This is a genomic window from Oricola thermophila, assembly GCF_013358405.1.
GTDB classification, from domain to species: Bacteria; Pseudomonadota; Alphaproteobacteria; order Rhizobiales; family Rhizobiaceae; genus Oricola; species Oricola thermophila.
In genome coordinates, this window is sequence record NZ_CP054836.1 from 2,757,657 (window position 1) to 2,770,539 (window position 12,883).

Consider the following 12,883-nt stretch of genomic DNA (forward strand, 5'->3'; position numbering starts at 1 on the left):
GACGTCCCAGCGCGAGCCATGATGGAATATTCCGAAGCGACAATACGGTTCCTGGCCTTCATCGCCATTTTCGCTTCGATGGCGATCTACGAACTGTGGTCGCCGCGCCTCGAACGCGAGGAGATGAAGGGCGCCTGGAAATCGAAACGCTGGTTCACGAACCTGTCGATCGTCGTGTTGTCGTCAGTCGCCTTGCGCATCGTGTTTCCCGCCGCCGCGGTCGGCACGGCATTCCATGCCCAGTCACAGGGCTGGGGCCTGTTTCCGGCCATGGGCATCCCGCCGGTGTTCGCGGGGATTGCCTCCTTCGTCATCCTGGACTTCGCGGTCTGGCTGGAGCATGTCGTCAGCCACAAGGTTCCGTTGTTCTGGCGATTCCACCGCATGCACCATGCCGACAACGGTTTTGACGTGACAACCGCATTGCGGTTCCATCCCGTCGAGATCTTGCTTTCCATGTTCTGGAAGGCAGCGATCGTGATCGCACTCGGGGCGCCCCCGGAAGCGGTTCTGGTGTTCGAGATCGTCCTCAACGGTACGGCCATGTTCAACCACTCGAACATCGACCTGCCGGAACGGATCGACCGCGTGTTGCGCCTCGTCCTCGTGACCCCGGACATGCATCGCGTGCATCACTCGTCGACGCCGCGCGAAACCGACTCGAACTACGGATTCAATTTTCCCTTCTGGGACCGGATATTCCGCACCTACAACGCTCAGCCGGAACTCGGCCACGAGGGTATGGAAATCGGGCTGAAGGAATTTCGCGGCCCGCAGTCAGCCGGACTGCTCTGGGCTCTCTGCCTGCCCTTCCGGCGCGGCTGACACGGGAGCGCCGATTCCGTCGGCAAAGGGGCTGAGCGGAAAGAAGCGCGTGAATATCTCCTCGTAGATACCCTTCTCCTCCAGCGCGAGAAGTGCGCTGTCGATGACGGGAATCATCCTGGCACTATCCTTGCGCATGACGATCGATATGCCCGGACCAAGGAAATGATCGGAGATGAAGGGCCCAGACACGAAGCGGCAGCAGCCGTCAGCCTTTGGGGAGGCAAGCCAGAAGGACATCGCCACGCCGTCGCCGAACACGTACTCCGTCTCGCTGGAGGCCAACGCATCATAGGTCTCGGCCGGCGTGTCGAACTCGACCGCGACGGCATCGGGAAACCATGCCCTCAGCATGGCTGCATGCGCGCTGCCGCGAACGACGGCGACCTGTTTGCCAAGAACGAGCCGCGTCATGTCGGTTGAATCGGGGACGAAACCGTTACGTGCGGCAAACCGGGCCGGAAACCGGAAATAGGGGGCTGAAACGGCGCGTGCCTCCCTCAATCCGGCCGTGATGCGATGGCCAGCAATGATCGCTTCCCCGCGCAAACCGTCCAGCGCCGGGTCCAGCTCCTCCCACGGCATCGCCTCGATCTCGCACTTCGCCTCGATGTCAAGTTCGGCGCAGATCGCGCGGGCGATATCGATGTTGAAACCTACCGGCCGGCCCTGCGGGTCGGCAAAATTGAATGGCGGGAAATCCAGCGTGGTCAGAAAGCGCAGGCGCACCAGCCCGGACAGGTCGAAACGCGCACCACGGTCGTTCGGATCGAACAGACGGGGGGCATCTTCCGCTCTCGCGGGAATTGCTGCCGCGGCCAGAGCCGCGCCGAACAACAGGATACGTATCCCGGAAACCGGATTTGAAATACCGACCATGCCCTCGCTTAGCCGATGCCAGGGAAAGGTTCCAGAAGCAAATGGCGATACGCCCTGGATTGCACGGCATGCTTGCATCAGAGTTTTTTTACTATACTCTAGATGGTCGGGGTATCGTCTGGATTTGGATAACGGGGTGGGGGCGTCATTCCGGTTCCGGGATCGAATTCAGTACGGCCGCGGCCGAATGCGCGGCTACGTCACGAGCCGGTCACCGTCAGGCTTGACCGGGCACGAAAGCTCACACGCCCGAAGCCGGAACCGAATGGCGGCGCGGCAAACGAAAACCGCCTGTGCCCCTCCGTCGCATTTCTCGCCGATCAGACCTATCCCCGGCCCCATCTTTCGCAAGCGAGCCGGCAAGCGATCCGCAACGGCACAAGCGGCGCGAGCGAATTGCTCGCATACGGACTGATCAGCGAGGAGGCCTACTACCGCGCGCTGGCCGAACATCACTGCGTTCGCTTCGTCGAGAACGACGAAATCGCGCAAGCCCTTGCCGCCGATGGCGAAGAGCCCGGTCACACCCTTTCGCGCCATGCGATCTGGTGCCGGCTGACCGACGGCTCCGTGCGCCCGGTATTTGCGCCCCCTCCGGATCGCGGAGTCATCGGCACAGCCGATTTCCGCGACAGGCTGGCGCGAATACCGGGCATAGCCCTTGCCACACCGACCGGCCTGAAATCCGCATTGGCCAAGCAAACGAAGCATGGCCTCGGGGCGGCGGCTAGCGACAGACTGGCAATCGAAGAACCGCAGTTCTCGGCCAAGCACGGCGCCGGCGCATGGCACGGTTTCCTTTGCGCGACGATGACAAGTTGTCTTGCCGTCTGGATCTGGACCGCCCCCGCGACGGCCATGCTGGCGCTGCAAATTGCGGCAGGGCTGTTTTTCCTCGGCTTTGCCGCACTGCGGATCGTTGCAGCGATGAGCTTTCGGCGGCAATCGCCGACCCCGCTGGCACGGTTCGCCAACTCCGAGCGGCCTATCTACTCGGTCATCGTTGCGTTGTACCGCGAAGCACCGGTTATCGCGGACCTGATCCCCGCGCTGAAGGCCTTGCGCTGGCCGCGCACCAAGCTGGAGATCAAGCTTGTCTGCGAGGAGGACGACAGCGAGACGGTTGCGGCGCTGGCACGCGAAAGGCTCGACCGCCGTTTCGAAATCATCACCGTCCCGCCGATCGGACCGCAAACAAAGCCGAAGGCGCTCAATTTCGCCCTGCCCTATTGCACGGGGTCGCTCGTCACGCTGTTTGACGCCGAAGACCGGCCGCACCCGGATCAGCTGGAAGAGGCATGGCAGACCTTCCGCCGGTCCGACCCGGCACTCGGAGCATTGCAGGCGCCGCTGATCGTGGCCAACCCGCATCACAACTGGCTGACCGGGCTGTTCCACTTGGAGTATGCGGCACTGTTCCGGGGGATACTGCAATGGCTGGCACGACACAGGCTGCCGATCCCTCTGGGCGGAACGTCCACGCACTTTCGCCGATCGGTGCTCGAGGAATGCATGCGCTGGGATCCCTACAACGTGACCGAGGATGCGGATCTCGGTTTCCGGATGTGGCGCAAGGGATATCGCGTCGGGCTGATCAGTCGGCCGACGCTGGAGGACGCGCCCGACACCGTTCTCGTTTGGCTTCGCCAGCGTACCCGCTGGATCAAGGGCTGGATCCAGACCTGGGTCGTCCATTCGCGCCCGTTCCCGTCCAGTCCTTCGGTACGGCCGTTCGCCGGCATGGCAATCATGCATCTGCTGCTAGCCGGCACCGTCGCCTGTTTCCTGTTCTACCCGCTGAGCGTGATGACCGTTGCCGCACTCGGAGTCTGGAGCTATGCGAGCGGCGGCATGCCGGTAACCTGGAATGCGCTCGGTGTGCTCGCCGGGGCCAATATCGTGCTTGCATTCGGCGCACATGCGGCACTTTCCCTTCGAACGGTGGATCGCCCCCTTCGCCCTCTGGCACTGAAAGTCATGGCCTTGGTGCCTGTCTACTGGCTTCTCGGCGCGGTCGCCGGCTGGCGAGCCGTGAAACAGTACTTCACCGAACCCTATCTCTGGGAAAAGACGCCACACCGCCCGCACGACCGCGAAGGTGCCCGACACGGCGAATGACGGCTTAACAAACGCCGCGAAATCCCCATATACCGCGCATCGACCAACCCGCCCCACTCGCCGGAGAACCCATGCAACGCCTCAAGGCTCTCGTTGAATCGAAACCCTTCGAACAGATCATCGTTGCCCTGATCATCATCAACGCCATCAGTCTCGGGCTCGAAACCGTTCCTGCCGCAATGAACGTGGCAGGTCCCGTGATAAGGGGTCTGGACCGGGCCATTCTCGCGATTTTCGTTCTCGAGCTGCTGGCGAGATTCGCCGTCTATCGTGCCGATTTCTTCAGAAATCCGTGGCGCATCTTCGACCTGATCGTCGTCGGAATCGCGCTGGTCCCGTCCGGCGGAACATTCAGCGTCCTTCGTGCATTGCGCATCCTCCGCGTCATGCGGCTCATCACCGTCGTTCCCTCCCTGCGACGGGTGATCGGCGGCCTGCTCAGCGCACTGCCGGGAATGGGGTCCATCGTGCTTCTGCTCGGATTGTTCTTCTACGTCTTTTCCGTAATGGCGACGAAACTGTTCGGGAGCGCCTTTCCCCAATGGTTCGGATCGATCGCGGCATCGGCTTATTCGTTGTTCCAGATCATGACACTCGAAAGCTGGTCGATGGGTATCGTCCGGCCGGTCATGGAGGCATATCCCTGGGCATGGGCCTTCTTCATTCCGTTCATTCTCTGCACGACATTCACCGTGCTCAACCTCGTTATCGGCGTCATCGTCTCCGCGATGCAAAGGGAACACGAAGTGGAGGCGGCATCGGACCGGGCCGCGCTGCACGACGACCAGGCCGCCATATTGGAGGAACTCGGCAAATTGCGGGAGGAAATCCGAGCGCTTCGCGCGGAACGCTCCCTAGAATGACCGGAAGTGCTTGGAAAGCTTGAGGCCCTGGGCCTGGTAGTTCGACTTGAGATCGGCGCCATAGAGACGGTCCGGCCGCCTTTCCATGCGTTCGTAGACAAGGCGACCTACGGTCTGCCCATCCTCCAGAACGAAGGGCACTTCGTGGCTGCGCACCTCCAGCACGGCGCGGCTCCCCGAACCACCGGCGGCGCTGTGGCCGAAACCGGGATCGAAAAAGCCGGCATAGTGAACCCGGAACTCTCCGACCAGCGGATCGAACGGCGTCATCTCCGCGGCATAGTCCGGAGGCACGTGAACGGCTTCCCGGCTCACGAGAATGTAGAACTCGTCAGGATCGAGGATCAGTTCCTTGCGATCGCGAACATAGAGAGGTTCCCAGAAGTCCAGCACGTCGAGAGCGGCGCGCTTGTCGACGTCAATGACGGCCGTGTGATGCTTGCCACGGTAGCCGACAAGTCCGTTCGTGCCGCCAGAGAGATCGACCGAGACGGCAATGCCGGCCTGACCTATGATCGGATCGTCGCCTGCGACAAGGGTCTCGGCGGCATGCAGCGTCGCAAGCTCGTCGGCATCGATAACCGTGTCCGCGGACCGGAAGCGTATCTGGGACAGACGCGAGCCGGTGCGCACGACGACAGGGAAGGTACGCGGGCTGACCTCAAGATAAAGCGGCCCGTCATATCCCGCCGGGATCTTGTCGAACTCGATGCCGTGATCGGTCATCACACGGGTGAAAATGTCGAGGCGGCCGGTCGAACTCTTGGGGTTGGCCGACGCAGCAATGCCGTCCGGCAACGCAAGCGTTTCCAGGAGCGGAACAATGTACACGCAGCCGGTCTCCAGCACCGCACCGGCAGCAAGATCAATCTCGTGAAGCTTGAACTGTTCCAGCTTGTCCGAAACCTTGAACCCCCTCCCGGGCATGAAGGAGGCACGGACGCGGAATGCCGTCGCACCGAGCCGCAAATCAAGACTTGCCGGCTGGATCTGGTCAGGATCAAGCGCGCGTTCTGTGCGGAGCGCTCCGGTTTCGAGCAAACCCGCGATGGCGCTGTCGGGCAGGATGCCCCCTTCTGTCACGTGCCCTTCTCCCGTTGATCGTGCGCACAATCCCCGAGCAAGCTTGTTGACGCAAGCGTTTCGACGCCTTATGGACAGCTTTCCTCGTGGTGATTTGGCCGGTCGGCTTGCAGCCACGTAAAACAAGTCGCTAAAAGGCCGTGCGGCACGTCTGGAGGCGTGGATCAACCGGTTTTGCGGCGACGCAAACCGGTTTTTTTGTTGGAGACGCGCAATGGCTTCTGACTGGTCAAAACTATCCGCCGCCACCAAGATGGTCCACGGCGGCACGCTGCGTTCGCAGTTCGGAGAGACGTCCGAAGCCATGTATCTGACGCAGGGCTTCGTCTATGACACCGCAGAGGCAGCGGAGGCGCGCTTCAACGGCGAGGACGAAGGTTTCATCTATTCGCGCTACGCGAATCCCACCAACGAGATGTTCGAACAGCGGATGTGCCTGCTGGAAGGAGCCGAAGCGGCCCGTTCGACCGCTTCCGGCATGGCCGCCGTCGCAGCCGCCATCCTCTGCCAGGTCCGCGCGGGCGACCATGTGCTGGCGGCACGTGCACTGTTCGGATCCTGCCGCTGGATCATCGAGACGCTGCTGCCGCGTAACGGCGTGGAAACGACGCTCATCGACGGCACCGATCCGACCGCATGGGAACGGGAAATCAGGAAGAACACCAAGGTGCTGTTCTTCGAGACGCCCACAAATCCGACGCTGGAGGTTGTCGATATCCGGCATGTCGTCGAGGTCGCCCGGTCGGTCGGCGCCAAGGTGGTGGTGGACAACGTCTTCGCGACTCCGCTTCTGCAGAAGCCCCTGGAACTCGGCGCCGACATCGTCGTCTATTCGACGACGAAACATATCGACGGACAGGGACGTTGCCTTGGCGGGATCATCCTGGGCAGCGAAGAATGGATCGGCGAGACGCTGCACGACTACCATCGCCACACCGGCCCCTCGATGAGCCCGTTCAACGCCTGGGTCATGCTGAAGGGCCTGGAAACACTGCCGCTTCGGGTAAGGGCGCAGACCGAGGCAGCCGGGCGGATCGCCGATTTCCTGGCCTCTCGTCCGGAGGTGAAAAAGGTGATCTATCCCGGACGCGCGGACCATCCGCAGGCCGGCATAATCTCGAAACAGATGAAGGGCGGCTCGACGCTGATCTGTTTCGAACTGAAAGGCGGCAAGAAGGAAGCCTTCGCCTTCGAGAACGGTCTCGACGTGGTGAAGATTTCCAACAACCTGGGCGACGCCAAGAGCCTGGTCACCCATCCGGCCACGACGACACACAAGAACCTTGCGGCGGAAGCGCGCGCCGAGCTGGGCATCTCGGACGGGATGCTGCGCCTGTCCGTCGGTCTCGAGGATTGCGACGACCTGCTCAACGATATCGGGAACGCACTGGCAAAGGCAGGCTGATCAACCGCACCGGCCCCGGGCAACCCGCTCGAAAACCGCCAGCGCCACGGGAATGATTTCGTCCGGAAAGTCGTAGTCCGGATTGTGCAATTGCGGGTGATCCTCGCCCGCGCCCAGAACGAAGAAGGCAGACGGGCAGACGCTGCCAAACAGGCCGAAATCCTCCGACCAGCGGAACGGACCGTCGAGTTCGACACAAGGCGTGCCCGTCTCGGTCACGGCCTCGCGAAGAATATCCGTCGCATCGTCGTCATTGAAGCATGCTGCAAAGCGTTCCGCGGTGGAAATGTCGATCCCGAGCCCGGCAGCTGCTGCAGCGCGAGCGGCCATGTCGCGCGCCGCAGCCATGAGCCGTTCCTGCACCTCGTCGGTCCGCGCCCGGATCGTCGCCATGATCCAGGACTCGCCCGGCGCGATACCGAATGCGGATTCACCGAGCCGCATGTGCGAAAGCGTGACAAGGCCGTCTTCCGGCGTAAGTCCCAGTTCGGAGGGCAGTTTCGGCAGGCGCGCGGCGAGGTCGATTGTCGCCGCAGCCGGGCTGATCCCGTCTTCCGGATGCGCGGCATGCGATGTCCTGCCGGCCAGGTGGATCTCCATGCCCTCGGAAGCGAAGCAGAACGATCCGGCACGAAGGCCCACATGCCCGGCAGACATGCCCGGCAGGTTGTGCAAGCCAAAGGCGAAATCCGGACGGATGGACGCGAAGCGCGGATCGGCAATCACGCCGCGTGCGCCCTCGCCGGTCTCCTCAGCCGGCTGATACAGTAGGATGATGCGTCCCCTCGCGGGACGCTTCTGCTGCAGCCGCCGGGCGAGTCCGCACATGATCGCCATGTGGCCGTCATGGCCGCACATATGACCCTTTCCGGGAATTGCCGACCGCCATTCCGGCGTCCCGGTCTCGTGAATCGGCAAGGCGTCGAGCTCGCAGCGGAACAGGACCGTCGGCCCCGGTTCGCCGCTATCGAATATGCCAGCCACGCCATGACCGCCCATCCCGACGATCACTTCGTCGGCCGCGCAATCGCGAAGCCAATTGGCCATGCGCGTCGCCGTCTCCACCTCCTCGCCCGACAGTTCCGGCATTCGGTGAAGATCGCGGCGAAGAGACGTCAATTCCGCGTTCAGATCGTAGTTCCGGCGCATGCCCCTAGCCCGCTCGCCCATCCAGTACGCGCCTAGTCATAACGATGCGCGAAAGAGTCGTGTAGAGGCAAATCGCAGCGAAGCCCCAAGCCAGCCAGGGGAACCACGCAGGAAACAGGCAGGCGAGAAAGAAGACGGCAATCGTTTCCGTCGCCTCTGCGAGACCGGTTGTGAAGAAAATGGATTTCTCGCCCCGCTGGTCGGTCGTGAGGCCATGTTTCTCGGCCATGATGGCAAAGGCGAGGAAGCTCGCACCATTGATGTAGAAGGAAAGCACCAGAATTGCGGCGGGCACCGCGTTCGCTGCGGGATCGGCAAACGCGAAGCCGACCGGAATGGCGCCATAGACGCCGAAATCCAGAACTATGTCGAGAAAGCCGCCGAAATCCGTCTTTCCGTTGACACGGGCGACCGCGCCGTCGAGGCCGTCGCACAGCCGGCTCGCCAGCAAAACGATCATGCCCGCGACATAGGCCTCGAACGCGATCAGCCCGGCCGATGCGAGACCGAGAAGGAATGCGGTGACGGTCACCGTGTTTGCGGACAGGCCGGTGCGGGCGATGCCGCGCCCCATCGCGTCAATCGCCGGCTGAATTCTTTCACGTACCGCACCGTCCAGCATGCCAGTTACCTTACCGCAAACGGGGGAAGCATTAGGCCTTCAGGGACAATCTGTCATGTCGCAATCGTTCATATCAGTTCACGGAGGCGTGTATGCAGCAACGGCGTGCCTTCCAACCATGCCGCCTTTCGGCTAAATCTCGCGACATGTATCGCGAAACGACCGACGGAATCGAGATCATCGTCGAGCCGCAGTATCTCGACGACCAGTCGGACCCCGAGGCACATCGCTTCCTGTGGGCCTACACGGTGGTCATCGCCAACGGCTCCGACCACACCGTCCAGTTGGAGACGCGCTACTGGCGCGTCACGAACGGGCTGGGACAGGTCGAGGAAGTCGAGGGACCGGGCGTGGTCGGAGAGCAACCAATCCTGGCGCCGGGCGACAGCTACCAGTACACTTCCGGCTGTCCGCTCAACACGCCGTCCGGCACGATGGTCGGACACTACGTCATGCGCCGCGAAGATGGCAGCCGGTTCCGGGTACGCATTCCCGCCTTCTCGCTCGACCGGCCCGATACGCAACGGACCCTGAATTGAACGCGGTACTCGACCTCCGACCGGTGATACTCGTCACCGGCATCCTGCTGACCACGCTCGGGGCCGCAATGCTCATCCCGGCGCTTGTCGATGCCGTGGCCGGCAACCCCGACTGGCAGGTGTTCGCCGGTTCGTCGGCGGCCACCACCTTGGTCGGCGTGACCTTCTACACGGCAACGCGCGGGATGTCCCGAAGCCTTTCGACGCGGCAGGCGATGCTCATGACGGTGGTCGTCTGGCTTGCGCTGGTCACCGCGGGCGCGCTGCCCTTTCGATGGTCGGGAATCACGCCGAGCTTCACCGACGCGTTCTTCGAGGCCATGTCGGGCCTGACAACCACCGGCGCCACAGTCATCACCGGCCTCGACCACGCACCACCGGGCATCCTGCTGTGGCGCGGCATGCTGCAATGGCTCGGCGGCCTCGGCATCATCGTCATGGCAGTCGCGGTCCTGCCGATGCTGCAGATCGGCGGCATGCAGGTATTCAAGATCGAGGCGTTCGAGACACCGGAGAAAATCCTGCCGCGCGCCACCCAGATTTCCAGCTCTATCACGCTGGTTTTCGTCGCGTTCACCCTGCTGTGCGCCGTTGCCTACCTGATCGCGGGAATGCGTCCGGACGATGCGCTGATCCACGCCATGACGACAGTGGCAACGGGCGGGTTCTCTACCCGCGATGCCTCGCTCGGCTTCTACCAGGACCCGGCGATAGAATGGATCGCCATCACGTTCATGATCGCAGGATCCATCCCTTTCCTGCTTTACGTGCAGGTTCTGCAGGGACGGCCGCTTGCCCTGTGGCGCGACCAGCAGGTGCGCGCGTTCCTTGCCGTGCTCGCGATCCTTGTCGTGCTCGGATGGATCGTCGCGGATCATTCCCGGACCGAGTTCGTCCGGGAGTCCGACTCGTTCCGCGCCGCGGTCTTCAACACTGTATCGGTGATGACCGGAACCGGCTATGCGTCGGCCGATTACGGTCTCTGGGGAGCCCAATCCATCGCGTTTTTCTTCGTCGTCATGTTCATCGGCGGCTGCGCGGGCTCGACCTCCTGCGGCATCAAGATCTTCCGTTTCCAGGTGCTGTACCAGGAGGTGCGGGAACGGCTGACCCGCGTGCTATATCCGCACGGCGTCTTTGTGAAGCGTTTCAACGGACGCCCGCTCGACGACCGCGTACCGTTGGCCGTGACGACCTTCGTCTTTCTCTATCTCGCCGCGTTCGCCGTGCTCTCGATCGCGTTGCAGCTGACCGGCCTCGATCTGCTGACGGCGATTTCCGGCGCCGGGTCGGCAATCTCCAATGTAGGGCCGGGACTGGGTCCAACCATCGGGCCGGCCAGTACCTATCAGGATCTGCCCGACGCCGCGAAGTGGCTCCTGTCCTTCGGAATGCTGCTCGGTCGTCTGGAACTGTTCACCGTACTCGTGCTCTTCCTGCCGCGCTTCTGGCGCAGCTAGGCCACTATTCTGTTCCGTCGAATTCCGAAGGGTCGAACGTATAGACCGAGGAACAGTATTCGCACTTGACCGTGATTTTCCCGCCCTCGACCGAGTCCGCGCGTTCTTCCGCCGACATCGCCCCGAGCATGTCTGTAACGCGCTCGCGAGAACAGGTGCAGCGGTTGACCACCGGCGCCGGGTCGCTGGCCGTCACGCCGCGTTCATGGAAGAGGCGGTAGAGCAACGTATGGACGCCAACCCCCTCGTCGACGAGTTCGTCGTCGGCCACGGTATCGAGCAGAGCCTTGACCTCGCGCCAGGCATCGTCATCCTCCACCGCGTGAAGTTCGGTACCCTCCGGCGCCTCCCCGGGATGCAGGTCGGCCATCCTTGCGCGCTCCGGTGAATCCGGCAGGAACTGGACGAGGATGCCGCCAGCGCGCCAATGCGTTCGGCTACGGCCGTCCTCGCCGCGCAGGGTCAGACGGCCGACGGCGAGCCGAAGCTCCGTCGGGATCTGTTCCGACTGGCGAAAATAGCTGCGCGCGACTTCCTCGAGCGAAGATCCGTCGAGCGCCACGATACCCTGGTAGCGGTTCATGTAGGTGCCCTGATCGACGGTCAGCGCCAGCACGCCCTTGCCGAGCAACGCTTCAGGATCAGCCTTGCCGCTTTCAACGGCAGCATTCACGGCATCGTCATCCCAGCGCGCATAGGCCCGCACCCCGTCAGGCGTAGCAAATTCGACGACCAGCAGCGAAACCGGCCCCTCGGTCTGGCTCTGAACGATGAACTTGCCCTGGAACTTGAGCGAGGTGCCCAACAACACGGTCAGCACGATCATCTCGCCAAGCAGCCGCGCCACCGGCTCGGGATAGTCGTGGCGATCAAGGATGGCATCGAGCATCGGGCCGACAAGTACCGCGCGGCCGCGCGCATCCAGCGCATCGACCCGGAAGGGCACGACCGCGTCGAGCGGATCGGGTATCGGCGAAGCGACGGGGGCGGATCCTTCGGTCACGGTCGATCGTTCCCCACGCCGAGGCACCAGGCGATGATCGCCTTCTGCGCGTGCAGGCGGTTCTCAGCCTCGTCGAACACGATCGACTGCGGGCCGTCGATGACGCCATCGGTAACCTCCTCGCCGCGATGCGCGGGCAGGCAGTGCATGAATACCGCGTCCTCCCTGGCCCGGCTCATCAACCGCTCGTTGACCTGATAGGGCATGTAGATGTTGTGGCCGCGCGCCTTCTCCTCCTGCCCCATAGACACCCAGGTATCGGTAACGACCGCATCGGCGCCAGTAACGGCGGCATCAGGATCGTGCGTAATCGTCACGCTTCCACCGTGCTCACGTGCCCAGTCGACATAGCGCTGTTGCGGCTCGCTTCCTTCCGGCACGGCCACGGACAAGTCATAGCCGAACTTCGGCGCCGCCTCGATGAAGGAATGCAGCACGTTGTTGCCGTCACCCGACCAGGCAATGCGCTTGCCAGCGATCGGCCCGCGATGCTCCTCGAAGGTCATCACGTCGGCCATGATCTGGCAGGGATGCGTGTCGTCAGTGAGCGCATTGATGACCGGCACCGTCGCAGCTTCCGCCAGCTCCAGCATGCGCTCGTGCTCCCTGGTCCGGATCATGATGATGTCGACATAGCGCGACAGAACGCGAGCCGTATCGGCGATGGTCTCGTCGCGACCGAGCTGCATTTCGGTGCCGGTCAGCATGATCGTCTCGCCACCGAGCTGACGCATGCCGACATCGAACGAAACGCGCGTTCGCGTCGATGGCTTTTCGAAGATCATCGCCAGCACCTTGCCTTCCAGCGGCTTGTCCGCGGTACCGGCTTTCTGGGCCGCCTTACGCAGCTTGGCTGCTTCGAGAATGGCCCGCAGGTCGCCTGCCGGCACGTCGGCTATGTCGAGAAAGTGGCGAACACTCATTGCATCAGATCCAG

Annotated in this window: 12 protein-coding genes and 1 riboswitch; of the genes, 6 read left to right on the top strand and 6 right to left on the bottom strand. The window is 62.8% G+C overall.

Annotated elements, in window-relative coordinates; genetic code table 11:
• The first annotated feature begins 18 nt into the window (after window positions 1-18).
• Complete coding sequence (locus HTY61_RS13255) at window positions 19-825, top strand: sterol desaturase family protein (RefSeq protein ID WP_175277248.1); 807 nt, start codon at window positions 19-21, stop codon at window positions 823-825.
• Here HTY61_RS13255 and HTY61_RS13260 read toward each other — a convergent pair.
• The gene (locus tag HTY61_RS13260) at window positions 778-1,704 is read right to left on the bottom strand and encodes a transporter substrate-binding domain-containing protein (RefSeq protein WP_175277249.1); all 927 of its coding nucleotides are present in this window, start codon (window positions 1,702-1,704) and stop codon (window positions 778-780) included. The two genes, HTY61_RS13255 and HTY61_RS13260, sit on opposite strands and share 48 nt — an antisense overlap.
• 396 nt (window positions 1,705-2,100) lie before the next feature.
• Here HTY61_RS13260 and HTY61_RS13265 point away from each other — a divergent pair, with 396 nt between their 5' ends.
• On the top strand, window positions 2,101-3,822 hold the full coding sequence (locus tag HTY61_RS13265; protein WP_175277250.1) for a glycosyltransferase family 2 protein: 1,722 nt from the start codon (window positions 2,101-2,103) through the stop codon (window positions 3,820-3,822).
• 71 nt (window positions 3,823-3,893) lie between these two features.
• Window positions 3,894-4,685 (top strand): ion transporter, encoded by a 792-nt coding sequence (locus HTY61_RS13270; protein WP_175277251.1) that lies wholly within the window; start codon window positions 3,894-3,896, stop codon window positions 4,683-4,685.
• On the opposite strand, the gene HTY61_RS13275 is transcribed toward HTY61_RS13270, so the two are convergent.
• Window positions 4,677-5,768, bottom strand: coding sequence for a 2'-deoxycytidine 5'-triphosphate deaminase (locus HTY61_RS13275; RefSeq protein ID WP_175277252.1), 1,092 nt, complete (start codon window positions 5,766-5,768; stop codon window positions 4,677-4,679). The genes HTY61_RS13270 and HTY61_RS13275 overlap by 9 nt on opposite strands.
• A gap of 76 nt (window positions 5,769-5,844) precedes the next feature.
• A riboswitch (SAM riboswitch) is annotated at window positions 5,845-5,922 on the top strand.
• A gap of 60 nt (window positions 5,923-5,982) precedes the next feature.
• Here HTY61_RS13275 and HTY61_RS13280 point away from each other — a divergent pair.
• Window positions 5,983-7,173, top strand: a complete 1,191-nt coding sequence (locus tag HTY61_RS13280) for an O-succinylhomoserine sulfhydrylase (protein ID WP_175277253.1) — start codon at window positions 5,983-5,985, stop codon at window positions 7,171-7,173.
• On the opposite strand, the gene HTY61_RS13285 is transcribed toward HTY61_RS13280, so the two are convergent.
• Both HTY61_RS13285 and HTY61_RS13290 read right to left on the bottom strand, forming a co-directional pair.
• Complete coding sequence (locus tag HTY61_RS13285; RefSeq protein ID WP_175277254.1) at window positions 7,174-8,322, bottom strand: amidohydrolase; 1,149 nt, start codon at window positions 8,320-8,322, stop codon at window positions 7,174-7,176.
• Between the two features lie 4 nt (window positions 8,323-8,326).
• Complete coding sequence (locus HTY61_RS13290) at window positions 8,327-8,944, bottom strand: CDP-alcohol phosphatidyltransferase family protein (RefSeq protein ID WP_175277255.1); 618 nt, start codon at window positions 8,942-8,944, stop codon at window positions 8,327-8,329.
• Window positions 8,945-9,090: 146 nt separating this feature from the next.
• Here HTY61_RS13290 and apaG point away from each other — a divergent pair, with 146 nt between their 5' ends.
• Both apaG and HTY61_RS13300 read left to right on the top strand, forming a co-directional pair.
• Window positions 9,091-9,483: a Co2+/Mg2+ efflux protein ApaG gene (gene apaG / locus HTY61_RS13295; RefSeq protein WP_175277256.1), complete on the top strand. Its 393-nt coding sequence runs from the start codon at window positions 9,091-9,093 to the stop codon at window positions 9,481-9,483.
• Window positions 9,480-10,943 (top strand): TrkH family potassium uptake protein, encoded by a 1,464-nt coding sequence (locus HTY61_RS13300; RefSeq protein ID WP_246272802.1) that lies wholly within the window; start codon window positions 9,480-9,482, stop codon window positions 10,941-10,943. Before apaG ends, HTY61_RS13300 begins: the two co-directional genes overlap by 4 nt.
• Window positions 10,944-10,947: 4 nt before the next feature.
• Here the strand turns inward: HTY61_RS13300 and HTY61_RS13305 are convergent, their stop codons facing one another.
• A complete protein-coding gene (locus tag HTY61_RS13305; protein ID WP_175277257.1) occupies window positions 10,948-11,946 on the bottom strand; it encodes an Hsp33 family molecular chaperone in 999 nt (332 codons plus the stop codon).
• On the bottom strand, window positions 11,943-12,869 hold the full coding sequence (gene argF, locus HTY61_RS13310) for an ornithine carbamoyltransferase (RefSeq protein WP_175277258.1): 927 nt from the start codon (window positions 12,867-12,869) through the stop codon (window positions 11,943-11,945). Before argF ends, HTY61_RS13305 begins: the two co-directional genes overlap by 4 nt.
• Between the last annotated feature and the right edge of the window lie 14 nt (window positions 12,870-12,883).

What these genes read in the sequence shown, in the direction of transcription:
- HTY61_RS13255 (WP_175277248.1), top strand. Translation starts at nt 19, where the DNA reads ATGATGGAATATTCCGAAGCGACAATACGGTTCCTGGCCTTCATCGCC.
- HTY61_RS13260 (WP_175277249.1), bottom strand. Translation starts at nt 1,704, where the DNA reads ATGGTCGGTATTTCAAATCCGGTTTCCGGGATACGTATCCTGTTGTTC.
- HTY61_RS13270 (WP_175277251.1), top strand. Translation starts at nt 3,894, where the DNA reads ATGCAACGCCTCAAGGCTCTCGTTGAATCGAAACCCTTCGAACAGATC.
- HTY61_RS13280 (WP_175277253.1), top strand. Translation starts at nt 5,983, where the DNA reads ATGGCTTCTGACTGGTCAAAACTATCCGCCGCCACCAAGATGGTCCAC.
- HTY61_RS13285 (WP_175277254.1), bottom strand. Translation starts at nt 8,322, where the DNA reads ATGCGCCGGAACTACGATCTGAACGCGGAATTGACGTCTCTTCGCCGC.
- HTY61_RS13290 (WP_175277255.1), bottom strand. Translation starts at nt 8,944, where the DNA reads ATGCTGGACGGTGCGGTACGTGAAAGAATTCAGCCGGCGATTGACGCG.
- apaG (WP_175277256.1), top strand. Translation starts at nt 9,091, where the DNA reads ATGTATCGCGAAACGACCGACGGAATCGAGATCATCGTCGAGCCGCAG.
- argF (WP_175277258.1), bottom strand. Translation starts at nt 12,869, where the DNA reads ATGAGTGTTCGCCACTTTCTCGACATAGCCGACGTGCCGGCAGGCGAC.